General features: G+C 71.6%; 23 protein-coding genes. 11 read left to right on the top strand and 12 right to left on the bottom strand.

Features of this window, described 5'->3' with window-relative positions:
• Window positions 1–9: 9 nt before the first annotated feature.
• Window positions 10–1,794 (bottom strand): proteasome ATPase, encoded by a 1,785-nt coding sequence (gene arc / locus IF22_RS0116435; RefSeq protein WP_030332887.1) that lies wholly within the window; start codon window positions 1,792–1,794, stop codon window positions 10–12.
• A gap of 178 nt (window positions 1,795–1,972) precedes the next feature.
• Here arc and IF22_RS0116430 point away from each other — a divergent pair, with 178 nt between their 5' ends.
• Window positions 1,973–2,266, top strand: a complete 294-nt coding sequence (locus tag IF22_RS0116430) for a ferredoxin (RefSeq protein WP_030332886.1) — start codon at window positions 1,973–1,975, stop codon at window positions 2,264–2,266.
• A 48-nt stretch (window positions 2,267–2,314) separates the two neighbouring features.
• Here the strand turns inward: IF22_RS0116430 and IF22_RS0116425 are convergent, their stop codons facing one another.
• The 3 genes from IF22_RS0116425 to IF22_RS0116415 are packed head-to-tail and all read right to left on the bottom strand — an operon-like array spanning window position 2,315 to window position 5,023.
• Window positions 2,315–2,887, bottom strand: coding sequence for a hypothetical protein (locus IF22_RS0116425; RefSeq protein WP_030332883.1), 573 nt, complete (start codon window positions 2,885–2,887; stop codon window positions 2,315–2,317).
• Between the two features lie 46 nt (window positions 2,888–2,933).
• Complete coding sequence (locus IF22_RS0116420) at window positions 2,934–3,935, bottom strand: tRNA (adenine-N1)-methyltransferase (protein ID WP_030332881.1); 1,002 nt, start codon at window positions 3,933–3,935, stop codon at window positions 2,934–2,936.
• Complete coding sequence (locus tag IF22_RS0116415) at window positions 3,932–5,023, bottom strand: site-2 protease family protein (RefSeq protein WP_036411658.1); 1,092 nt, start codon at window positions 5,021–5,023, stop codon at window positions 3,932–3,934. The genes IF22_RS0116420 and IF22_RS0116415 overlap by 4 nt, the downstream gene beginning before the upstream one ends.
• 140 nt (window positions 5,024–5,163) lie before the next feature.
• Between IF22_RS0116415 and IF22_RS0116410 the strand changes: the two genes are divergently transcribed.
• The 4 genes from IF22_RS0116410 (at window position 5,164) to IF22_RS0116395 (ending at window position 10,623) form a co-directional block, all read left to right on the top strand.
• The gene (locus tag IF22_RS0116410; protein ID WP_030332877.1) at window positions 5,164–6,078 is read left to right on the top strand and encodes a RecB family exonuclease; all 915 of its coding nucleotides are present in this window, start codon (window positions 5,164–5,166) and stop codon (window positions 6,076–6,078) included.
• 177 nt (window positions 6,079–6,255) lie between these two features.
• Window positions 6,256–6,942 carry a response regulator gene (locus tag IF22_RS0116405; RefSeq protein WP_030332874.1) on the top strand — a complete coding sequence of 229 codons (687 nt, stop codon included), beginning with the start codon at window positions 6,256–6,258 and terminating at the stop codon, window positions 6,940–6,942.
• 358 nt (window positions 6,943–7,300) lie between these two features.
• On the top strand, window positions 7,301–8,068 hold the full coding sequence (locus IF22_RS0116400) for an ABC transporter ATP-binding protein (protein WP_030332873.1): 768 nt from the start codon (window positions 7,301–7,303) through the stop codon (window positions 8,066–8,068).
• A complete protein-coding gene (locus IF22_RS0116395; protein ID WP_030332870.1) occupies window positions 8,068–10,623 on the top strand; it encodes an ABC transporter permease in 2,556 nt (851 codons plus the stop codon). The genes IF22_RS0116400 and IF22_RS0116395 overlap by 1 nt, the downstream gene beginning before the upstream one ends.
• Before the next feature lie 46 nt (window positions 10,624–10,669).
• On the opposite strand, the gene IF22_RS0116390 is transcribed toward IF22_RS0116395, so the two are convergent.
• From IF22_RS0116390 to IF22_RS0116380, 3 genes are all read right to left on the bottom strand, one after another.
• The gene (locus tag IF22_RS0116390; protein WP_030332868.1) at window positions 10,670–11,320 is read right to left on the bottom strand and encodes an HAD family hydrolase; all 651 of its coding nucleotides are present in this window, start codon (window positions 11,318–11,320) and stop codon (window positions 10,670–10,672) included.
• A gap of 120 nt (window positions 11,321–11,440) precedes the next feature.
• Window positions 11,441–12,184 carry a neutral zinc metallopeptidase gene (locus tag IF22_RS0116385; protein WP_030332866.1) on the bottom strand — a complete coding sequence of 248 codons (744 nt, stop codon included), beginning with the start codon at window positions 12,182–12,184 and terminating at the stop codon, window positions 11,441–11,443.
• Between the two features lie 138 nt (window positions 12,185–12,322).
• Window positions 12,323–12,526 carry a hypothetical protein gene (locus IF22_RS0116380; protein ID WP_030332864.1) on the bottom strand — a complete coding sequence of 68 codons (204 nt, stop codon included), beginning with the start codon at window positions 12,524–12,526 and terminating at the stop codon, window positions 12,323–12,325.
• A gap of 204 nt (window positions 12,527–12,730) precedes the next feature.
• On the opposite strand from IF22_RS0116380, the gene IF22_RS0116375 reads away from it, so the two are divergent.
• Entirely contained in the window at window positions 12,731–13,123 is a 393-nt protein-coding gene (locus tag IF22_RS0116375; RefSeq protein ID WP_245233651.1) for a YciI family protein, read from the top strand.
• Window positions 13,124–13,126: 3 nt separating this feature from the next.
• Entirely contained in the window at window positions 13,127–14,383 is a 1,257-nt protein-coding gene (locus tag IF22_RS0116370) for an RNA polymerase sigma factor (protein WP_030332860.1), read from the top strand.
• Window positions 14,384–14,446: 63 nt separating this feature from the next.
• On the opposite strand, the gene IF22_RS0116365 is transcribed toward IF22_RS0116370, so the two are convergent.
• Window positions 14,447–15,547, bottom strand: a complete 1,101-nt coding sequence (locus IF22_RS0116365) for a calcium:cation antiporter (RefSeq protein ID WP_030332858.1) — start codon at window positions 15,545–15,547, stop codon at window positions 14,447–14,449.
• A 109-nt stretch (window positions 15,548–15,656) separates the two neighbouring features.
• Here IF22_RS0116365 and IF22_RS0116360 point away from each other — a divergent pair, with 109 nt between their 5' ends.
• Both IF22_RS0116360 and IF22_RS0116355 read left to right on the top strand, forming a co-directional pair.
• Complete coding sequence (locus tag IF22_RS0116360) at window positions 15,657–16,019, top strand: ArsR/SmtB family transcription factor (RefSeq protein ID WP_030332856.1); 363 nt, start codon at window positions 15,657–15,659, stop codon at window positions 16,017–16,019.
• Window positions 16,016–16,522, top strand: coding sequence for an SRPBCC family protein (locus IF22_RS0116355; RefSeq protein WP_030332854.1), 507 nt, complete (start codon window positions 16,016–16,018; stop codon window positions 16,520–16,522). The genes IF22_RS0116360 and IF22_RS0116355 overlap by 4 nt, the downstream gene beginning before the upstream one ends.
• On the opposite strand, the gene mug is transcribed toward IF22_RS0116355, so the two are convergent.
• Window positions 16,519–17,088: a G/U mismatch-specific DNA glycosylase gene (gene mug, locus IF22_RS0116350; RefSeq protein WP_030332853.1), complete on the bottom strand. Its 570-nt coding sequence runs from the start codon at window positions 17,086–17,088 to the stop codon at window positions 16,519–16,521. The two genes, IF22_RS0116355 and mug, sit on opposite strands and share 4 nt — an antisense overlap.
• A gap of 61 nt (window positions 17,089–17,149) precedes the next feature.
• Between mug and IF22_RS0116345 the strand changes: the two genes are divergently transcribed.
• Window positions 17,150–17,893 carry an SAM-dependent methyltransferase gene (locus tag IF22_RS0116345; protein ID WP_030332852.1) on the top strand — a complete coding sequence of 248 codons (744 nt, stop codon included), beginning with the start codon at window positions 17,150–17,152 and terminating at the stop codon, window positions 17,891–17,893.
• On the opposite strand, the gene IF22_RS0116340 is transcribed toward IF22_RS0116345, so the two are convergent.
• The 3 genes from IF22_RS0116340 to IF22_RS0116330 form a co-directional block, all read right to left on the bottom strand.
• Window positions 17,872–18,831: a phosphatase PAP2 family protein gene (locus IF22_RS0116340; protein ID WP_245233647.1), complete on the bottom strand. Its 960-nt coding sequence runs from the start codon at window positions 18,829–18,831 to the stop codon at window positions 17,872–17,874. The genes IF22_RS0116345 and IF22_RS0116340 overlap by 22 nt on opposite strands.
• Window positions 18,832–18,935: 104 nt before the next feature.
• On the bottom strand, window positions 18,936–20,576 hold the full coding sequence (locus IF22_RS0116335) for an MDR family MFS transporter (protein ID WP_030332850.1): 1,641 nt from the start codon (window positions 20,574–20,576) through the stop codon (window positions 18,936–18,938).
• On the bottom strand, window positions 20,573–21,046 hold the full coding sequence (locus tag IF22_RS0116330) for a MarR family winged helix-turn-helix transcriptional regulator (RefSeq protein ID WP_030332849.1): 474 nt from the start codon (window positions 21,044–21,046) through the stop codon (window positions 20,573–20,575). The genes IF22_RS0116335 and IF22_RS0116330 overlap by 4 nt, the downstream gene beginning before the upstream one ends.
• A gap of 108 nt (window positions 21,047–21,154) precedes the next feature.
• Between IF22_RS0116330 and IF22_RS0116325 the strand changes: the two genes are divergently transcribed.
• Window positions 21,155–21,817 carry a TetR/AcrR family transcriptional regulator gene (locus IF22_RS0116325; RefSeq protein ID WP_081883856.1) on the top strand — a complete coding sequence of 221 codons (663 nt, stop codon included), beginning with the start codon at window positions 21,155–21,157 and terminating at the stop codon, window positions 21,815–21,817.
• Window positions 21,818–22,008 lie beyond the last annotated feature (191 nt).

The raw sequence follows: 22,008 nt of genomic DNA, 5'->3' as shown, positions 1-22,008 counted from the left end.
ACGCTGGTGCTACAGGTACTGGCCGGTGTTGCTGGCGGTCTCGATGGACCGGCCGGCCTCGGCGCCCTTGCCGCCGGAGACGAGCGTGCGGATGTAGACGATCCGCTCGCCCTTCTTGCCGGAGATGCGCGCCCAGTCGTCGGGGTTGGTGGTGTTGGGGAGATCCTCGTTCTCGCGGAACTCGTCGACGCAGGCGTCGAGCAGGTGCTGCAGGCGCAGCCCCTTGCGGCCCGAGGTGAGGAACTCCTTGATGGCCATCTTCTTGCTCCGGTCGACGATGTTCTGGATCATCGCGCCGGAGTTGAAGTCCTTGAAGTAGAGGACTTCCTTGTCACCGTTGGCGTAGGTGACCTCGAGGAAGCGGTTCTCCTCGGTCTCGGAGTACATCCGCAGCACCACGGCGTCGATCATCGCCGCGACGGTGGCCTGGGGGTCGGTGCCGTGTTCGGCCAGGTCGTCCGGGTGCAGGGGCAGCCCGGAGAGGATGTACTTGGAGAAGATGTCCTTGGCCGCCTCGGCGTCCGGTCGCTCGATCTTGATCTTGACGTCGAGTCGACCGGGGCGCAGGATCGCCGGGTCGATCATGTCTTCCCGGTTGGAGGCGCCGATGACGATGACGTTCTCCAGGCCCTCCACGCCGTCGATCTCGCTGAGCAACTGCGGGACGATGGTGTTCTCCACGTCGGAGGAGACACCGGAGCCACGGGTCCGGAAGATCGAGTCCATCTCGTCGAAGAACACGATCACCGGCGTGCCCTCGCCGGCCTTCTCCCGGGCCCGCTGGAAGATCAGCCGGATGTGCCGCTCGGTCTCGCCGACGTACTTGTTGAGCAGCTCGGGACCCTTGATGTTGAGGAAGAAGCTGGTGTGCTTCTCCTTGCCCTGACGCTCAGCGATCTTCTTGGCCAGCGAGTTGGCCACCGCCTTGGCGATGAGCGTCTTGCCGCAGCCCGGCGGCCCGTAGAGCAGGATGCCCTTGGGCGGGCGGAGCTGGTGCTCACGGAACAGGTCCGCGTGCAGGAACGGCAACTCCACCGCGTCGCGGATCTGCTCGATCTGCGACTGGAGGCCACCGATGTCGCCGTAGTCGACGTCGGGCACCTCCTCCAGGACCAGTTCCTCGACCTCGCTCTTCGGGATCCGCTCGTACGCGTACGCCGAGCGGGGCTCGATCATGAGCGAGTCGCCGGCCCGGATCGCCGAGCCGATGAGCGTCTCGGCGAGGTGCACGATGCGCTCCTCGTCGGAGTGGGAGACCACCAGCGCCCGGTCGCCCGGCCCGCCGTTCGGTCCCTCCAGGATCTCCTTGAGCATCACCACCTCGCCGACCCGCTCGTAGCCGAACGCGTCGACGATGTTGAGCGCGTCGTTGAGCAGGACCTCCTGGCCGCGCCGCAGATCACCCACGTCGAGCGAGGGCGAGACCGCGACCCGTAGTTTCCGGCCGCCGGTGAAGACGTCCACCGTGCCGTCCTCGTGCTTGGCCAGGAAGACGCCGTAACCGCTCGGCGGTTGCGCGAGCCGGTCGATCTCCTCCTTGAGCGTCACGATCTGCGTGCGAGCCTCCTTGAGGGTGCTCACCAGCCGGTCGTTGTTCTCGGTCAGCCGCGCCAACTGCGCCTGGGTGGCCGCCAGCCGCTCTTCGAGCTGCCGGACGTGTCGGGGGCTTTCGGTCAACTTGCGCCGCACCAGGGCGAGTTCCTCTTGCAGGAACGCGACCTGCGTGGAGAGATCGTGGGCTTCCTTCTCCCACCGTGCGGCGCGCGAGTCCGCGTCGTCGCTACGTGCTGCCACGTCCCACCTCCCCGGGGGGCTTGAACGTTCTGCCCTAACACTAGCCGCTATGAGGCCGATTCGGTCCCACGCAACACCCTCGTCACCGAACCTTGATCGCCAAGGGTGGCCTGGCGGGCCGTTACCGGCGTTCGGGTACCGTCGGAGCGTGGGACGGGAGAACATGGGGGGTGCACCGGTGGCCGAGGTCGCGACCGACGAGTTGCAGGTCTGGGTTGACCAGGATCTCTGCACCGGCGACGGGCTCTGCGTGCAGTACGCGCCGGAGGTTTTCGAGTTCGACATCGACGGCCTGGCCTACGTCAAGGGCGTCGACGGTGAGCTGCGGATGGCGCCGGGCAGCCGGGTCGACGTTCCCGCGCACCTGCGACTCGAGGTGATCGACTCGGCGAAGGAGTGTCCGGGCGACTGCATCCACGTGGTGCGCGGCGACGGCGTCGAGGTCGCCGGCCCGGAGGCCGAGGACGACTGACCCACCGGCCGGACCGCGCGGCCCGGCCGGGTCCAGAAGGGGTACGCCTCAGAGCATCGGCCGGCCGACCACCGAGGCGACCAACCGCGCGAACTCCTCCAACCGGGCGATCTGCCCGGCCCCGCCGTCGTCGAGGGTCTTACCGAACCGCAGCGCGTCGTGCCGGGGTGTGCCGGCCATCTCCTCGCTCGGCGGCGCCTCGTCCAACGAGGTGAGCAGCAGGTAGACGTCGATGCTGTCGACCCGGATCTCGCCGCTGTCGGAGCGGTTGAGCCGTCGCCGGCAGCCCACCTCGGTGACGGTGGAGACCGGCACCACCCGCAGCGACGAGGTCATCGAGCCGGGTGGGCCCTCCTCCGGCGGCACGTCCTCGCCGTGCCAGAGGATGAGCCGGCTGCCGTCACAGACGACGACCTCCTGCCACACCCCGTTGACCTCGTTGACGAAGCGTTCCAGGGTGAAGCCGAGCACCGACGCGCCGCGCAGCACGCCACCGAGCGCCTCCAGGGCGACGTCCGGGTCCCGCAGGTAGGCCCGCGCCGCGGACTCCAGGTCCTGGTAGGGCGACCAGTCGGGAAAGACCGCGGGGAGGTCTCCACCGCCGTAGCCCGGTCGGCTCATGCCAGCGTCTCCCCCTGCTCGGCGCTGCCGACACCCCGCTCGATGGTCACGGCCTGTCCATCTCCCCCGTACCGTTGGCCTGAGCGCCCGCGGCCTGGGCGGCGGCGGCCTGTCGGGCCGCCTCCGCCTCGCGCAGGTCCTGGCGGCGCTGCGCGTACGCCTCGGTGCCCTTGCTGGGTTTGCGGCGACGCGGCGGCGCGGTGACCCCCGGGGCCAGCTTGCGCGCGGACACCAGGAAGGCGGTGTGCGCGATCATCCGGTGGTCGGGGCGGACGGCGAGGCCCTCGGCGTGCCAGTCGCGCACCAGGGACTCCCAGGCCCGTGGCTCGGTCCAGCCGCCGCGCTCGCGCAACGCCTCCACCAGCTCGGAGAGCTGCGGTGTGGTGGCGACGTAGCCGATGAACACCCCGCCGGGCACCAGCGCCCGCTCGACCATGTCGAGGGTCTCCCAGGGGGTCAGCATGTCCAGGATGATCCGGTCGAAGCCGGTCTCCTGGCACTGCGCGACGTCGCCGACGTGCAGGTTCCACGAGGGGTGCGGCCCGTTGAAGAACGCCTCGACGTTGCGCTTGGCGATCTGGGCGAAGTCGTCGCGCAGCTCGAACGAGTGCAGCTCGCCCTCGGTGCCGACGGCGCGCAGCAGGGAGCAGCTCAGCGCGCCGGAGCCGGCGCCGGCCTCCAGCACCTTCGCACCGGGGAAGATGTCACCCATCGCGACGATCTGCGCCGAGTCCTTCGGGTAGATCACCTGGGCGCCGCGCGGCATGGACAGCACGTAGTCCGACAGGAGCGGCCGCAGGGCCAGGAACGCGGTGCCGCCACCGGAGGTGGTCACCACGCTGCCGTCGGGGAGCCCGATCAGCGCGTCGTGCGCCAGGATGCCGCGGTGGGTGTGGAACTCCTTGCCGGGCTCCAGCGTCACGGTGTGCATCCGCCCCTTGGGGTCGGTCAGCTGGACCCGGTCGCCGGGCCGGAACGGCCCGCGGTGCACGGGTGTCAGCGCCGGGGTGGCGGCGTCGGCGGCGACGGTGGAGGGAGTTGCGGTCACGGTGTCATCTTCCGGTTGGGTTCGAGGAGCTGTGCCAGGTCCCCGATGTGCAGAATGCCGACGACATCTTCGCCTGAGGTCACCACGTACTGCGCGCCCGGGTGGGTCTGTACGGCCTCCATCACCCGCTCGCCGTCCCACCCGAGCGACAACGTGGGAAGTGTGCCCAGCGACCGGGCGACGGCGTCCACCGCCAGCCACGGTCGGCGCTCGACCGGCACCGCGTGTGCGGCGGTCGGGTCGACCAGCGCCACCGGTCGACCGGTCGAGTCGGTGACCAGCAGCGCGGCGTTCGGCTGCCCGCTCTCGGCGCGCCTGCGCTCGGCCTCGGCCAGCGGTGTGCCGGTGGCCACCGGCCAGACCGGGCGGGCCAGCCGGGCGAGGTCGATCAGCGGGAACCGGCGGCTGACCCGGGCGGCCCGGATCGACTGCCCGGCGCCGCGCCAGAGGGTGACGGCGACCAGCAGCATCAGCGGCAGTGCCAGCGGCGCCAGCCGCCGCTCGACGGTGAGCAGCAGCACCAGGGCCGCGGTGCCGACGGCGACGATCCGGCCGGCCCACCCGGCGACCTCGGTGCCGAGGTGCCGGTCGCGGGTCAGCATCCACACGGCGGCGCGCAGCGCCCGGCCGCCGTCGAGCGGCAGGCCGGGCAGGCTGTTGAACAGCGCCACGATGACGTTGCTGACCGCGAGCTGGAAGGCGAGCTGGTGGGCCACTGTCCCCTCGGGCAGGGCGAGGGTGGCGGCGACCGCCAGGACGCCGAGCACCGCGGAGACGGCCGGGCCGGCCAGCGAGACCAGCAGGTCGACGCGGGGCGACGGGGCGTCCCGGTCCATCTCGGTGTAGCCGCCGAGCAGCTCCAGGGTGATCCCGCGCACACCGATGCCGTACCGGCGGGCGGTGAGGGCGTGGCCCAGCTCGTGCAGCAGCACCGAACCGAGCAGCGACACGACGAACCCGAAGCCGATCAGGTAGCCGCTGAGCTGCGGCAGGCCCAGTTGCCGGCGGGCGAACTCGCCGTACAGCACCGCGATGAGCACCGCGAGCAGGACCATCGAGCCGTTGAGGTGCAACGGCACCCCGAACACCCGTCCGACGTTCAGGCCGAGACGCCGGTCCGGTCGGCGCGGCGGCCGGGTTGTCTGCTCCATCGCCACGATGCTACGGACCGCCGCTGTGCGGGGCGGGCGGCGGTCGGTGTCACACCGGTGCCCTAACCTTTGCCGACATGACGGCGGAATCGGTCACCACCCCCCAGCCCTCCCCCGCGGCGCAGGCGCCGCCGACGGTGCGGGCCTCGCTGTCGCCGTCGCGGGCGGCGGATTTCAAGACCTGCCCGCTGCTCTACCGGTTCCGCAGCATCGACCGGCTGCCCGAGCGCACCACCATCGAGCAGGCCCGGGGCACGCTGGTGCACGCGGTGCTGGAGCGTCTGTTCGACCTGCCCGCCACCGGCCGCACGCCGGAGGCTGCCGGTGACCTGGTGGCCCCCCAGTGGGACCGACTGGTCACCGAGCAGCCGGAGCTGGCCGGGATCTTCGACGACGCGGAGCCGGCCGGCCCGGTGGAGTTCCTCCGCTCCGCGGCCGGGCTGTTGCAGGGTTACTTCGCGGTCGAGGACCCGACCCGGTTGGAGCCGGCCGAACGCGAGAGCCTGATCTCCGCGGTGGTCGACGAGGAGCTGCTGATCCGGGGCTACCTCGACCGGCTCGACGTCGCCCCGGACGGCGCGCTGCGGGTGGTCGACTACAAGACCGGTGGCGCTCCACGGGAGGCGTTCGAGGCGCGGGCGCTGTTCCAGCTGAAGTTCTACGCCCTGGTGCTGTGGCGCACCCGGGGGGTGGTGCCGCGGGTGCTGCGCCTGCTCTACCTGCGCGACGCCGAGGTGTTGGACTACACCCCGGACGCCGACGAGCTGGTCCGCTTCGAACGCACGGTGGTGGCGCTGTGGCGGGCGATCGAGCAGGCCACCGCCCGGCAGGACTTCCGGCCCCGGCCGAGCCGGCTCTGCGACTGGTGCAGCCACCAGGCGCTGTGTCCCAGCTTCGGCGGCACCCCGCCGCCGTTCCCGGTCGCCGCCGCGAGCGCCGACCCGCTGCGCGACTCCCGGTCCACCCCGGTGGCGCCGGGCGCCGACGAGTGAGCGCCCGCTGACCGACGCGCCTGCCCCGGCGCGGCGTCACCGGTGAACCGACCGCAACGGCGCCGCATCGGTCGGGACAGGGCGACCGGCCGGCCTCTACGGTGATCCGCGACGCGCCGGTTCCCGTGGGCGAGGATGACCGGTGCGCGCCACGAGGCCGGCGGGACGGGAGACGAGATGAGCGATCGGGCACCCTCGGCGCGGCCGGTGCGGATCCTGCTCGCCGACGACCAGCCGCTGCTGCGGACCGGGTTCCGGATGGTGCTGGGCGCCGAGAGCGACCTGGACGTGGTGGCCGAGGCCGGTGACGGGGTGGAGGCGGTGGAGTTGTCCCGCCGGCTGCTGCCGGACGTCGTGCTGATGGACATCCGGATGCCCCGGATGGACGGGGTGGCGGCGACCCGGGCGATCGTCGACGCCCGACTGCCGGTACGGGTGCTGGTGCTGACGACCTTCGACCTGGACGAGTACGTGGTGGGCGCGTTGCGGGCCGGTGCCAGCGGGTTCCTGGCCAAGGACGTGCCGGCCGAGGACCTGATCGCGGCGATCCGCACCGTCGCCGGGGGCGACGCGGTGGTGGCGCCTCGGATTCTGCGGCGACTGCTGGACCGCTTCGCGGAGCTGCTGCCCGACCCGGCGGTGACGCCGTCGGCGGCGCTCGACGCGCTCACCGACCGGGAGCGTGAGGTGCTCGTGCAGGTCGCCCGGGGGTTGTCCAACGCCGAGATCGCGAGGGTCCTGTCGGTGAGCGAGACCACCATAAAGACCCACGTCGGGCACGTGCTGACCAAGCTGCGGCTGCGCGACCGGGTGCAGGCGGTCGTGCTGGCGTACGAGTCGGGGCTGGTCCGCCCCCGGGCGTAGCCCACACCGGCCCGGCTACCTCACCTGGCGTACTCGAAGATCCCTCCGTGGGGGGACGGCTGGCGTTGTCGCCGTCACCTACCGTGACCGGAGACGGTCCGGTTCGGTTGACCCTCCTGTGGCGTCAGGCGGAAGTGTTGGTGCTGCCGCCCGCCGGGGGGTGGGGAAAAACGGTCTGCCGGTCGTCATGTCAGGGGCAACCCTGATCCGACATGGGGGTGCACCCGCAGCGGGAAATCCGCACCGGGTCCCCCCAGGGTCGGACGGGACGGGCGAGGAAAGCACCGATGATTGAACGGTCGCGCCGGACCATCGGGGGGCGGCGTGCGTTTTCGGACAGACGGAAGAGGTAGATGACGTGACCGCGACGGTAGGCCAGCAGGCGCAGGCCGCGGCCCGGGCGAACGACGTGTGGAAGGTGTACGGCAGCGGCGAGGCTCAGGTCATCGCGCTGCGGGGGGTCAGCGCCGAGTTCGAACGTGGCCGCTTCACCGCGATCATGGGCCCGTCGGGTTCCGGCAAGTCGACGCTGATGCACTGCCTGGCCGGTCTGGACTCGGTGACCCGGGGGACGGTGTCGATCGGTGAGACGACTGTCACCGGGCTGGGCGACGCGGGGCTGACGAAGCTGCGCCGCGACAAGGTGGGCTTCATCTTCCAGCAGTTCAACCTGCTGCCGACGCTGACCGCCAAGGAGAACATCCTGCTGCCACTGTCGATCGCCGGGCGCAAGCCGGACCCGGCCTGGTACGACACGGTGATCGAGACGGTGGGACTGAAGGATCGACTGGACCACCGGCCGGCGCAGCTCTCCGGTGGGCAGCAGCAGCGGGTGGCGTGCGCGCGGGCGCTGGTCTCCCGCCCCGAGGTGATCTTCGCGGACGAGCCGACCGGCAACCTGGACTCACGCTCCGGCGCGGAGGTGCTCAACTTCCTGCGTAACTCGGTGCGCGAGCACGGCCAGACCATCGTGATGGTCACCCACGACCCGACGGCCGCCGCGTACGCCGACCGGGTGGTCTTCCTCGCCGACGGTGAGATCGTCTCGGAGCTGATCGAGCCGACCGCCGAGACGGTGCTGGACACCATGAAGAAGCTGGACACTCCGGCCGAGGTGGGCAACTGATGTTCCGCGCGACGCTGAAGAGTCTGCTGGCCCGCAAGGTCCGGCTGATCCTGTCCGGCCTGGCGGTGGTGCTCGGGGTGATGTTCGTCTCCGGCGCGTTCGTCCTCACCGACACGCTGGGTCGCTCCTTCGACTCGATCTTCGCCGACGCCTACTCGGACGTCGACGTGAACGTCGCGGCGAAGCCGAAGGTGCAGGTCAACGAGATGGAGGGTGAGCAGACGGCCGCCGCGCTGCCCGCCGCCGTGGTGGACCGGGTCACGCAGGTGCCGGGGGTGGCGTCGGCTACCGGTGTCGTCGCCGCCGACGGCGCCCGGATCATCGGCAGCAACGGCAAGGTGGTGACCTCGTTCGGTCCGCCGCAGTTGGGCGAGAACTGGACCGGCGAGGGCGAGCTGCTGCGGCTGCGTGAGGGGCGCGCGCCGCAGGCCGAGGACGAGATCGTCATCAACAAGGCGTTGGCCACGGCCGCGAAGGTGCAGGTCGGCCAGAAGGTCGGCGTGCTCACCGCGTTCGAGTCGAAGAAGCGGGACTTCACCCTGGTCGGTGTCGTCGGTTACAGCGGTGACCGGGACTCGATCGGTGGTGCCAACGAGGTCTTCTTCACCACTCCGGTGGCGCAGCGGCTGATGCTCGGCGAGCCCGATGTGTTCAGCAACATCACCGTACGCGCTGCCGGCGGGGTCTCCGACGAGACGCTGCGCGACGACGTGAGCGGTGCCCTCGGCGCGGACTTCGAGGTGAAGACCGGCGAGCAGTTGGCCGCGGACGCCGCGGGTGGCCTGAAGGAGGGCCTGTCCTTCTTCAACAAGATCCTGCTCGGTTTCGCGGCGGTGGCGCTGCTGGTGGGCACCTTCCTGATCCTCAACACGTTCTCGATCATCGTGGCGCAGCGGACCCGGGAGTTGGCGCTGATGCGCGCCATCGGGGCCAGCGGGCGGCAGATCATCGGTTCGGTGGTGCTGGAGGCCATCGCGGTGGGGTTGATCGCGTCGGTGCTCGGCCTGGCGGCCGGTATCGGGGTGGGCGCGCTGCTGGCGTTCCTGTTCGGCAAGTTCGCCGGTGGGCTGACCCTGGCCGGGATCGGCGTGCCGGCGGCGGCGGTGATCGGTGCGTTCGCCGTCGGTCTGGTGATCACCGTGGTGGCGGCGCTGCTGCCGGCGCTGCGGGCGTCGCGGATCCCGCCGATCGCGGCCATGCAGGACGTGGCCACCCCGGACCGGCCGTTGACCAAGGTCACCGTGGCCGGATCGCTGGTCACCGGCGTCGGCGCGGTGCTGCTGTTCCTCGGGCTCAGCGGCAACGCCGGCGGTCAGACGCTGTCCACCATCCTCGGTGGGGTGCTGTTCGCCTTCATCGGGGTGGCGCTGCTGACCCCGCTGATCAGCCGGCCGGTGGTGAGCCTGCTGGGCGCGATCTTCTCCTGGTCGGTGCCGGGCAAGCTGGGCCGGCTCAACTCCGGGCGCAACCCGCGCCGCACGGCGATCACCGCCGCCGCGCTGATGGTCGGCATCGCGCTGGTCACCGGCGTCACTGTCATCCTCGACTCGGCCAAGGGCAGCATCAGCGCGCTCGCCCAGGACACCATCAAGGCCGAGCTGGTGATCGCCGGCGTGCAGGGCGGTCCGCGTCCGCCGTCGTTCGACCCGGGGGTGCTGGACCAGGCCAAGGCCCTGCCCGGTGTGCAGCTGGTCGACGGCGAGTACGGCGACATGGCGAAGATCGACGGCGAGAGCACCTGGGTGGCGGCGAGCAGCGACCCGGCGTCGCTGCGGCAGATCTTCGGGGCGAAGCCGACCGCCGGTGACATCGACCGGATCGGGCCGACGCAGATGCTGGCCAGCTCGGACACGGCCACCTCCCGTGGCTGGTCGGTCGGCTCGACGGTGACGGTGCAGCTGACCCGGGGCGAGGCCCGCACCTACACGGTCAGCGGCATCTACGAGTCGTCGCAGCTGACCAACCCGGTGACGCTGCCTCCGGCTGCGGCGAAGAACTTCGCCATCCCGCAGCCCATCCAGGGCTTCATCCAGCTGGCACCGGGCACCCGGGTCTCCGACGTTCAACCGCAGGTCGAGGCGTTGCTCGCGGACAGCCCCGAGGTGTCGGTGGCCGACCGGGACGCGTTCATCAAGCAGCAGACGAGTTCGCTCGACGGGTTGCTCACGATGATCCAGATCCTGCTCGCGCTGGCCATCGTGATCGCCGTACTGGGCATCATCAACACCCTGGCCCTGTCGGTGCTGGAGCGGACCCGCGAGTTGGGTCTGCTGCGGGCGATCGGCCTGCGCCGGTCCCAGACCATGGGGATGATCACCGTGGAGGCGGTGGTGATCTCGGTGTTCGGCGCGCTGCTCGGCGTGGTGGTGGGCACCGGTCTCGGCGCCGCGGTGGTCGAGGCGCTCAAGGACGAGGGCATCACCGACCTGATCCTGCCCTGGGGGCAGATGGGAGTGTTCCTCGGTCTCGCCGCCGTCATCGGCGTGGTGGCCGCGGTGCTCCCGGCCGTTCGGGCGGCTCGGATCAACGTGCTGGGCGCCATCGCCCACGACTGACGCCGCAATCGAAGGGGCTCCCGCACCGCGGGGGCCCCTTCGTGCGTCAGGCTGCGGCCCGGTCGGCCAGCAGGTCCGCGAGAAACGCCAGGTCCACGCCGGTCAGGCTCTCCACCTGGCGTACGCCGACAGTGCTCGGCAACGCCACCTCCGCCGGTACGGCCAGCACCGCCGCGCCGGCGGCGACCGCGCTGGCCACCCCGGTCGGTGAGTCCTCGATCGCCACGCACCGCCCGATCGGCACACCCAGCAGCCGGGCGGCGGTCAGGTAGGGCTCGGGGTGCGGTTTGGCGGCCACCACCTCGTCGCCGGCGACCACCGTGTCGAAGTTGTCCCGGCCGAGGGTGTCCAGGGCGATCTCGACCAGCGCCCGGGGGCTGGAGGTGACCAGCGCGGTGGGGATTCCCGCCGCGCGGACCGCGTGCACCAGCTCGAACGCGCCGGGTTGCCAGGGCAGGCCGGTGCGGAACAGCTCCAGGATCCGGGCGTTGATCCATGCCGCGCTGATCTCCGGATCCCGTTCGGGCTGCCCCAGGTCGTCGTGCAGGATGCGCATCGACTCGGCCATGGCGGTGCCGACGATCGACTGGCGGGCGTCGACGGAGAGCTCCCCGCCGTACTCCTTCGCGAGTTCCTGCAACGCGACGTCCCACAGCTTCTCGCTGTCGACCAGCGTGCCGTCCATGTCGAAGAGCACGGCGGCGGGGTAGGTGCTGCTCAGCGGAGCCTCCAGGGTCGTGGGCGACACCGGCGATCCTGCCAGCACCGCGCGTCTGCGGTGGCGGCAACGGGCGTCGGAGTGACCCGGGCAACCCACTCAGCCCAGGTCGCACTCCTTCAGGGAACCCTCGTAGCCGCGGAAGAACATGTCGGTGCGTTGCTCGGCGGTGCCGTGCGCGCCTTCGGCGAACCACGGCTGGTCCGGGTCGTCGCCGACCGCCGCCACCCCCTCCCGGAACTCGTCCAGGTCGCCCTCGGCGAGGGTCAGGGCGCCCGAGCGCACCGAGTCGCCGAGGTACGCCCCGGCCATGCAGTCGGCCTGCAGTTCCTGCTGGATGGTGAAGCTGTAGTTGATGCCGAGCCGCACCTGGATGGCGTGCGCGTACTCGTGCCCGAGCAGGTAGAAGACGAACGCGTCGCCGACCTGGCGGAACGCCGCCACGGACCAGGCGACGTCGTAGGCGATGAAGTCGCCCCGCGAGCAGTAGACCGCGTTGTTGCGGGGCAGCCGCTGCCCACCGCAGGACACCTCGCCGTCGCGCTGGTACGGAATGATCTGCCGGATCGGTCGGAACTGCTGCCCCGATTCCTTGAACTGGGCCGCCCAGTACCGCTCGGCGACCGCCTGCGCGTCGGCGACGTCCTGTTCGAACTCGGCGATGCTGGTGGTGCTGTCGGCCCGGGTGGTGCTCGGGCCCGGGGAGGCGGCCGGCGGGTTCGCCCCGGGGCGCTCGGCCTCCGGCTCGACCAGCCCACCGCCGGCGCAGGCGAGTGAGACCAGTGCGGCGATCAGCAGGCCCGCCAACGGGCCCCGCGCGTCGCGTCCGAACCGTGCCGCCACTGTGCCTCCCCAGACATCGGTGCTCGGGCTGCGATGTACCCCGACGATACGGCCGTCACGCCCACCACCGGATTCACGCAAGCCGCGCCCAGACGGTTCACGCCGAGCGTCGCCGTGGCGGACGGTCAGGTGGACCGGTCAGCCGCTCGACTCCCGCCCGCGCTGCCAGGTGCCACCCTGGTCACCGTGCCGTTCGGCCTCGTACCGGTGCTGCCGACCCCGGGCCTCCCGCCCCGCCGCCGGATCGTCCGCGGAGTCCACCCGCCCCCGCCGAACGACCGCCGCCCAAGCCGCCCCCGCCACCCCCACAAACGCCCCCACCACCACCCACACCACCGTCACTCCACCAACCTAATCCCCACCCACCATCCCCTCGCTCACTGGTGATCAAGAGGTTGGCGTCAGCCCGCCCGGCGTGTCGTGACGCAAACTTCTTGATCACCAGATCGGGTGGGGTGGGAGTGTCCGGGAGCGGGGGTTGGGTTCGACGTTTCCGGTGGACGGTGCCGGGGCGGCACCGGAGACAGGAGGGCCACTGTGAAGTACATGATTCTGCTCTACGGGTCGCAGCAGGACTATGACGTGCTGTCCGGTCGGGCTTCCGACCGGCCGGCGATGTCGGCCGAGCAGATCGCGGCGATGCACCACCACATGGAGACCTTCCACCAGGCGCTGGCCGAGTCCGGGGAACTGGTCGACGCCCGGGGCCTGAGCGAGCCGGTACACGCCCGCCGGGTGCAGGTACGCGAGGGAGCGCCGGTGGTCACCGACGGCCCGTACCCGGAGACGCAGGAGGTCCTCGCCGGTTACACCATCGTGGAGTGCGCCAGCTTCGATCGGGCCACCGAGATCGCCGCCGGCCTCGTCGACCCGGACGCCCCCGGTGGGTACGTGGACGTGCGGCCGGTGCTCGACGGCGTCGAGGACCTGGCCGGCTGACACGTGCCGGAAACCCGGACCGAGGACCTGCTGCGCGAACTGGCGCCGCAGGTCCTCGGCGCGCTGGTCCGCCGCTTCGGACACTTCGACACCGCCGAGGACGCGGTGCAGGAGGCGTTGATCGCCGCGGCCGACGGGTGGCCGCGCGACGGCGTACCGGACAACCCCCGGGGATGGCTGATCACCGTGGCGTCCCGCCGGCTGACCGACCTGCTGCGGCGCGAGCAGGCCCGGATGCGGCGGGAGGACACCGTGGCGCGGTGGACGCTGCCCGAGCAGTGGCACACGCCCGCCGCCGACCATGAGGCGGCGGACGCCGACGACACGCTCATCCTGCTGTTCCTGTGCTGCCATCCGGCGCTCTCGCCGGCCTCACAGATCGCGCTCACGCTGCGTGCGGTGGGCGGGTTGAGCACCGCCGAGGTGGCGCGGGCGTTCCTGGTGCCGGAGGCCACGATGACCCGGCGGATCAGCCGGGGCAAGCAGCGCATCCGCGACAGTGGACTGCGGTTCACGCCGCCCACCGGCCCGGAGCGCGCCGACCGGCTCACCGCCGTGCTGCACGTGCTCTACCTGATCTTCACGGAGGGGTACGCCCGTACCGCCGGGCCCGGGTTGCTGCGGGCCGACCTGACCGCCGAGGCGATCCGCTTGGCCCGCCTGGTGCACCGGCTGCTGCCCGACGATCCCGAGGTCACCGGGCTGCTCGCGTTGATGCTGCTCACCGACGCCCGCGCTCCGGCGCGGATCGGCGCGCACGGCGAGCTGGTGCCGATGGCCGAGCAGGACCGCACGCGGTGGCGGGCCGACCAGATCGCCGAAGGAGTCGAGCTGATCACCGGTGCGCTGCCGCGCGGGGTCGTCGGGGCGTACCAGCTCCAGGCGGCCATCGCGGCGGTGCACGACGAGGCGCCCAGCGCGGCGGCCACCGACTGGGCGCAGATCACCGCCCTGTACGAGGTGCTCCTCGGGATGTCCGACAACCCGGTGGTGGCGCTCAACCACGCGGTGGCGGTGGCGATGAGCCGGGGCGCTCCGGCCGGGTTGGCGCTGCTCGCCGACCTGGCCGACGACAGTCGGCTCGCCGACGACCCTCGACTGCCGGCCGCCCGTGCCCACCTGTGGGAGCGGGAGGGTGAGCGGGTCGCGGCGCGCGAGGCGTACCGGATGGCGGCGGCGCGCTCGACGAACCTGGCACAGCAGCGCTACCTGAACGCCCGCGCGGAACGCCTCGCGGGCGACCCGCCCCCCACCGACTGAACCAGCGGGCCGTGCCGGGGCACAGGCTGGCGGCCAGGAAGCGTCAGGGGCTGCCAGGGGGCGTCACGGGCTGGCGGCCAGGAAGACGAAGGCCGCCAGCAGCACCAGGTGTACGCCGCCCTGCAACACGTTGGCCCGGCCGGGCACCACGGTGAGGACGGCGGTCACCGCGGTGAGCGCGAGCAGGGCGAGTTGGGTGCCGCCGAGGCCGAGCAGCAGCGGGCCTTCCAGCCAGATCGAGGCGACCGCTATGACCGGAATGGTCAGGCCGATGCTGGCCATCGCCGAGCCGAGCGCGAGATTCAGGCTGATCTGCACGCGGTCACGGCGGGCGGCGCGGGCGGCGGCCAGGGTCTCCGGCAGCAACACCAGCAGGGCGATGATCACACCGACGAACGCGTGCGGCAGGTTCGCCGCGGCGACGCCGGCCTCGATGGTCGGGGAGACGGTCTTGGCGTCGCCGACCACCGCGATCAGTGCCACCAGCAGCAGTCCCAGGCTCATCAGGGCCGCCCGGGTGCTCGGCGGCTTGGCGTGCTCCTCCGCGTCGATCACCTTGCCCTTGCTGTCGACCGGCAGGAAGTAGTCGCGGTGCCGACCGGTCTGCACGAGGACGAACAGCCCGTAGAGGGCCAGCGAGGCGACGGCGGCGAACGCGAGTTGGGCCGGGCTGAACTCCGGGCCGGGCCGGGCCGTGGTGAAGGTCGGAATGACCAGGCTCAGGGTGGCCAGGGTGATCACGGTGGCCAGGGCCCCGCCGGTGCCCTCCGGGTTGAACACCGCGACGCGGCGGCGCAGCGCCCCGAGCAACAGGGACAGGCCGAGGATCCCGTTGCAGGTGATCATGACGGCGGCGAAGACGGTGTCCCGGGCGAGCGACTGGGTCTTCTCCGGCCCGCTGATCATCAGCGTGACGATGAGGGCGACCTCGATCACGGTGACCGCGACCGCGAGCACCAGTGACCCGTACGGCTCCCCCACCCGGTGGGCGACCACCTCCGCGTGGTGCACGGCCGCGAGCACGGCACCGCCCAGCAGCACCGCGACCACCACGATGAGCAGGCCGGGCAGGTCCCGCCCCCAGGTGGCGACTAACACCAGCAGAGCGAGCACGGGTACGGCGAAGGTCCAGTCGGTCAGGCGGGAGCGAAGCAGGGCGGCCATGCCGTACAGAGTGCCAGGCCAGGTGATCATGTGCCCACCATCGACGCAGCGTCTGCCGTGTCGAGGTCCACAACGAGCAAACCCGTAACCTGTAGGTTACTCTTTCGGGGTGGATGAGGTGGCCGTCGCGATCGCCGACCCGGTACGCCGGCGCATCCTGAGCATGTTGCGCGACGAGCCCCTCTCCGCCGGCGTCATCGCCGCGCGGTTCACGATCAGCCGACCCGCCGTCAGCCGCCACCTACGGTTGCTGCGGGAGAGCGGGCTGGTCCGTGACGAGCTGGTCGGACGGCAGCGGATCTACCGGCTCGACCCCGGCCCGCTCGCCCCGCTGCTCGACTGGCTCACCGGGCTCGCCACCGTCGACCGCTGGGAGCGGCACCTCGACGCGCTGGAGACCGAGGTCTATCGCACCCGCCGAGAGCGCCGCAGCCGTGGCCCGGCGGAGCACCGAAGGGAGCACACGGCATGACCCGCACACCCGCAGGACGCCTGTTTCGCACCGCCACCGGGCACGATCTCGTCCTCACCCGGACCTTCCGCGCCCCAGTGGAGGACGTCTGGGCCAGCCTGACCGAGTCGGAGCGCACCGCCCGCTGGTTCGGCCCGTGGGAGGGCGAGGCCGGGCCCGGACGGACCATCCAGGTCCAGATGGCGTACGAGGAGCAGCAGCCCTGGTGCGCGGTACGCATCGACGTGTGTGAACCGCCACTGCGCCTCGCCGTGTCGATGATCGACGAACACGGCAACTGGCTGCTGGAGCTGTCGCTGACCGAGACCGACGGCACCACCGAGCTGCGATTCGTGCAGCACCTGAGCAGCGTGGCGGGCATCGCCGAGGTGGGCGCCGGTTGGGAGTACTACCTGGACCTGCTGGTCGCCTCCCGCGACGGCTCGCCCCGCCCGCGGTTCGACGACTACCACCCGGCGATGCAGCAGTACTACCAGGGGCTGGCCGCCTCGACGGCCGGCTAGGGGTCCAGCTCCCGCCGCAGCCTGGCGAACTCGGCGGTCAGCGCCGGCAGGGGAAAGTGCGCGTTCAGGCCGCTGGGGTTCGGCAGCACCCAGACCCGGGCCGGCCCGAGCGGCTCCGGTCGCGGACCCAGGACGGCCGTCGGTCGGGCGAAGGCGACCCGGTACGCGGTCACCCCGAGGATCGCCACCCACCGCGGCCGGTAGCGCTCGGCCTTCATCGCCAACCCGGTGACCCCGGCCACCAGCTCCTCCGACGTCAGCTCGGCGGCGCGGGCGGTGGCCCGGTTGCTCAGGCTGGTGATGCCCAGGCCCTGCCGCAGCAGCTCGTCGCTCTCCCAGGAGCGCAGCTGGCGGTCGGTGAAGCCAGCCCCGTGCAGGGCCGGCCAGAAGCGGCTGCCCCGGCGGGCGAACGGCTGCCCCACGGCGGCCGAGTAGAGGCCCGGGTTGTAACCGCAGAACAGCACGCGCAGCCCGGGGCCGATCACGTCCGGCAGACCTCGGCCGGCGGCATCCGCCACCTCCTGCCGGGTCGGCCGTCGCGGCGGCCCCGCACGCTCCGCGTCCACGGCACCGATCCTGCCGTACGCCCGGCGCCGGCACCGGCGCGCGCTCTGACACAGTGACCCGATGCAGTCCGACGACCACCTCGCCGCCAGCCGCTACGCCCGGATGCGCTGGAACACTCCGCTCTCACCGGAGCACGCCGCGCTGCTGCTGCAACGGCTCGACGTCCGCCCCGGCTCACGCGTGCTCGACCTCGGCTGCGGCTGGGGTGAGCTGCTGCTGCGGGCGGTCGCCGCCGGCGGTGTGTCCGGCCCGGTCGCGACCCGGGGCGTCGGCGTCGACACCGACGACGCCGTTCTCGCCCGAGGGCGGCGACTCGCCGCGGATCGGTCGCTGAACCGGCACGTCGCGTTCGTGACGGGGGAAGCGGCCGCCTGGCAGGAGCCGGCCGACCGGGTCCTCTGCATCGGTTCGGCACACGCCTTCGGCGACACCGCGGCGGCCCTCGACGCCCTCGCCGCCGTGGTACGACCCGGTGGGCGACTGCTGTTCGGCGACGCCTACTGGGAACGGCCCCCCACGGCGGAGATCGCCGAGGTCTTCGGCCCGGATGTCGCGACCCTCGCCGGGCTGGTCGAGGCCGCCCGCGAACGCGGCTGGCGGCTGCTGCACCTGAGCACCGCCGACCAGCGGGAATGGGACGACTTCGAATCCAGCTGGCTGGCCGGCCGGCAGGAGTGGCTGCTGGCGTACCCGGAGGATCCTCGTGCGGCCGACGTCCGCGCGGAACTCGACGACCGGTTGCGCGAGTACGTGGAAGGTTACCGAGGTGTCCTCGGCCTCGCCTACCTCGTCCTCGGTCGCTGACGGCCCCGGTCACGTCTGGACCGAACGGCCGAGCTGAACTGGCAGGCAGGAGAACCGGAGCCGACCGGTTGACAAGCCCGTTCGGCGCCGCTCGTTCTCACGACGTCACCGGCGTCGGCTCGCGCGGGTGGGTGACCAGACGGTGCGTGCGGAGCCCGTAGGCGCTGGCGGGGCCATCCGGTCCGGGCGCCGCGCCCGCGGGTGGGTGGGCTGGTCGGCTGTGCGGGCCTCGGCAGCCCGACGTAGACGACGGCGAGCAGCACCGCCGCGACGATGCCGTCGAGCCAGTAGTGGTTGCCCGTGGTCACGACAACCAGCAGGGTGACGAGCGGATGCGCCAGCCACAGCCACCGCAGGCGCCCGCCGGTCACGGCGATGAGCGCGACGGCGACGGCGAGCGCCCAGCCGACGTGCAGGGAGGGCATGGCGGCGTACTGGTTGCTCAACGCGTCCGTGTCGGGCGGGCCGTAGACGGCGGGCCCGTAACGGCTACCGGTGTCCACCATGCCGGTCAGGGCGGTCAGTCGCGGCGGCGCCAGCGGAACCAGGAAGTGCAGCGCCAGTGCGGCCGCGGTGAGCCCGGCGAGCATGCGACGCGTCCAGAGATAACGCACGGGGTGTCGCACGTACAGCCAGATCAGACAGCTGATCGTGGCGGGGAAGTGCACGTACGCGTAGTAGCCGTTGGCCAGGTGCACCAACAGCTCGTGGGAGAGCACGGGACGTTGGAAGGCGGCCTCGTCGGGCAGGTGGAACAGACGCTCCACCCGCCAGATCCATTCCCCGTTTCCCACCGCTGTCGACGCCCGGTCGGCCCCCGCCACCCGCGCCGCCTTGTAGACGAGGAACAGGGTGGCGACGAGCCCCAGCTCACGCATGGCCCGGCGCAGTGCTACGGCTCGCCGGGCGGGTGCCGCTGGCAGCTCCGCGGTATCCACAGACCCCTCGATTCGGTGACGTTCGCTCGTACCGGCCCTGGCTGAACAGACCGGGGCCGCCGCCGTCGGAGGACGGCGGCGGCCCCGGGTCGGATGGCCCGACGTCAGCGTGACCGGGTCGGTCCGTCCTGCGTGGTGTCGACGCGCACCTGGTCGAAGGCGGGAGCGCCGTCGACCGCGTCGGCGGCGACGGCCGCCGACGTGGCGGCGTCCGGCAGGTCGAGGCTGGTCCGCAGGGTGATCGGCTTGAGCAGGAGCGCGGCGATGATGCCGACGACCCCGATGGCGGCGGAGATGAGGAAGATGTGTCCGGTGGCGTCGCCGTACGCCGCCCGGACGATCTCCTGGACCTGCTCGGGCAGGGCGGTGATGTTGAGGTTGCTGCTGCCCGAGCCGCCGGAGGCGGGGATCCCGGCGGCGGTGAGGTCGTGGGTGATCTGGTCACCGACCCGGCGTGCGAGGACGGCGCCGAGCACGGAGACGCCGATGGTGCCCCCGAGCGACCGGAAGAACGCGACGCTGGAGCTGGCCGCGCCAATGTCCTTGAGCGAGACCGTGTTCTGAACGGCGAGGACGAGGTTCTGCATGGTCATGCCGACGCCGACGCCGACGGTGAACATGGCGGCGCCGACCAGGACGAGCGACGTCTCGTGGTCGATGGTGCCGAGCAGCGCGAACCCGGCGACGAGCAGGACCGAACCCGCGACGATGTACGGCTTGATCTTTCCGCTCTTGGTGATCAGCCGGCCCGCGACGATGGAAGAGCCGAGGACTCCCGCCATCATCGGGATGGTGAGCAGGCCTGCCTCGGTCGGGCTGTAGCCGCGGCCGATCTGGAAGTACTGACCGAGGAAGACGGCACCGCCGAACATGGCCATGCCGACCGCGAGGCTGCCGAGGATGGCCAGCGCGGTGGTGTGCTGGCGCACGATACCGAGCGGGACGACCGGCTCGGCCGCGCGCGACTCGACCCAGACCGCCAGGGCGAGCAGGATGAGCGAACCGCCCACCATGGCCGCGGTCTGCCAGGAGGCCCAGGCGAACGAGCCGTCGACGAAGGAGATCCAGATCAGCAGCACGCTGACGCCAGCGGCGATGAGGCCGGCACCCAGGTAGTCGATCTTGACATTCTCACGCCGTGCGGTCGGCAGGTGCAGGGTGGCCTGGAGCAGGATCAGCGCGATCGCGGCCACCGGCACGCCGACGAAGAAGCACCAGCGCCAGCCGAGCCAGGACGTGTCGACGATGAGGCCGCCGAGCAGTGGGCCGCCGACCGTCGCGACGGCCATGACACCACCGAGGTAGCCGTTGTAGCGGCCGCGCTCGCGCGGCGGGATCATGGCCGCGATCGCCACCTGGACGAGCGCCTGCAGACCGCCGACCCCGATGCCCTGGAACGCGCGGGCGGCGATGAGCTGGCCGGCGCTCTGCGAGAAGCCGGCGACGACCGAGCCCACCAGGAAGACCACGATGGCGACCTGGATGAGGATCTTCTTGTTGAACAGGTCGGCCAGTTTGCCCCAGATCGGGGTGGTTGCCGTCGCGGTGAGCAGGGTCGCGGTGACCACCCAGGTGTACTGGTTCTGCGAGCCGTTCAGGGCTCCGATGATCTTCGGTAGCGCGGTCGAGACGACAGTGCTGCTCAGCATCGCGACGAACAGCACCAGCAGCAGGCCACTGAGCGCTTCCAGGGTCCGCCGATGGGTCATCGGCTCAGCGCCGGCCGTGATGGTGGGTGCGCTCATCGCGCGGCCTCCAGGTTGTCGTTGTCGTTGTTTCCGAGGGCGATCTCGATGTCGCCGGTGAACCGGCCGAGGGCGGCACTCAGCGCCGCCACCTCGCCGGGAGTCCAGTCGGCGAGCGCCCGTTCGAGCACCTCGCCGTACCAGCGGTGGCTGTCGGCCAGGGCGGCACGGCCGGCCGGGGTGACCGCCAGGATGGTCGCCCGCTTGTCGGTCGGGTCTGGCCGCCGCTCGACCAGCCCGTGCGCGACGAGCGCCGCGACGGAGCGGCTGACGGTCGACGCGTCCAGCCGAATGCGCTCGGCCAGGTCGCGGGCGTGGCAGTCGCCGGAGAGCTGTTCGATCTGCACGAGCATGCCGAGCATGCCGGCCGGGATCGCCGGGTGCTCGTCGGCCCGGCGTTGTTTCAGCAGTCGAACGCTTCTGACCAGGTCGTACAGGCGAAGGCCGAGCTCACCGGCATCGCTTTCCACATCCGCTCCCCACCCCAGTTGGTTGCCTCAAGCAAGCATCTACCGATCTTTCCCACTGCGCAAGTTTGCTCATTGAGAAGTCCCTCACCCGCACGTACCCTCGGTGCGATGGACGAGACGACCGGCCTGCGGGAGCGCAAGAAGGCGGCCACCCGCCTCGCTCTGCACGAGGCGGCCCTCCGCCTCGCCGCCGACGAGGGCATCGACGCGGTGACGGTCGAGGCGATCGCCGACGCCGCCAACGTCTCCCGGAGGACCTTCTCCAACTACTTCTCCAGCAAGGAGCAGGCCCTCTTCCACGGCGACACCATGCGCCTGCACCGGCTGTTGGAGCTGATCCGGGAGCAGCCCGTCGACGAGGCGCCGTGGACCGTCCTGAGCCGGGCAGCCGAGCGCCTCACCGAGGAGGTCTTCGGCGGTTCTGAGCCCTCCTGGCTGACCCAACGCCGGGAGCTACGCGCGCACCCCGGCCTGGCCCCACACCAGGTGGCGGCGTACGCCGCGATCGAGCGCGAGCTGGCCGCGGAACTCGCCCGCCGGCTGACCGGCGACGACGTGGCACTGCGCTCCCGCCTCCTGGCCGCGACCTTCCTGACCATCCTGCGGGTCGCCGTCCAGCACTGGATCGAGCACCCGGGCGAGCCGATGACGGAAACCGTCCGGACCGCGCTCGTCGCGGCCGCGCCCGCGGTGCCCCCCGGAGGCCACCGGACCAGCACCGGCACCTGGCACCGCCCTCCGATCCCCGCAGAATCCCCCAGGGCCCAGTGAGTGGTAGCCAACGGGCACGGTCTTGACGGAGCGCAGACATCGGAGGTTTACTGCGTCAGCGATAGCAGTCGATGCGCCTTGACCATCCTTTGTGGTAAGTGGGGCACCTCGGCGACGCGATCGCTACTGGTCGCCACTGCTGAGCCAGCCGTCTCCTGGCGCTGGCGGTAGCGACGCTCCCCCCTCGGCGG

This window comes from Micromonospora parva (assembly GCF_000718515.1).
Taxonomy (GTDB): domain Bacteria; phylum Actinomycetota; class Actinomycetes; order Mycobacteriales; family Micromonosporaceae; genus Micromonospora; species Micromonospora parva.
The sequence above is the reverse complement of the archived record's forward strand: the minus strand, read 5'-3'. Positions and strand labels throughout refer to the sequence as shown.

Coding starts and splice junctions, on each gene's coding strand:
- IF22_RS0116365 (WP_030332858.1), bottom strand. CDS start 15,547: ATGGCCGCCCTGCTTCGCTCCCGCCTGACCGACTGGACCTTCGCCGTA.
- IF22_RS0116375 (WP_245233651.1), top strand. CDS start 12,731: ATGATTCTGCTCTACGGGTCGCAGCAGGACTATGACGTGCTGTCCGGT.
- IF22_RS0116410 (WP_030332877.1), top strand. CDS start 5,164: ATGACGGCGGAATCGGTCACCACCCCCCAGCCCTCCCCCGCGGCGCAG.
- IF22_RS0116335 (WP_030332850.1), bottom strand. CDS start 20,576: ATGAGCGCACCCACCATCACGGCCGGCGCTGAGCCGATGACCCATCGG.
- IF22_RS0116355 (WP_030332854.1), top strand. CDS start 16,016: ATGACCCGCACACCCGCAGGACGCCTGTTTCGCACCGCCACCGGGCAC.
- IF22_RS0116395 (WP_030332870.1), top strand. CDS start 8,068: ATGTTCCGCGCGACGCTGAAGAGTCTGCTGGCCCGCAAGGTCCGGCTG.
- IF22_RS0116405 (WP_030332874.1), top strand. CDS start 6,256: ATGAGCGATCGGGCACCCTCGGCGCGGCCGGTGCGGATCCTGCTCGCC.
- IF22_RS0116425 (WP_030332883.1), bottom strand. CDS start 2,887: ATGAGCCGACCGGGCTACGGCGGTGGAGACCTCCCCGCGGTCTTTCCC.
- IF22_RS0116325 (WP_081883856.1), top strand. CDS start 21,155: ATGGACGAGACGACCGGCCTGCGGGAGCGCAAGAAGGCGGCCACCCGC.
- IF22_RS0116345 (WP_030332852.1), top strand. CDS start 17,150: ATGCAGTCCGACGACCACCTCGCCGCCAGCCGCTACGCCCGGATGCGC.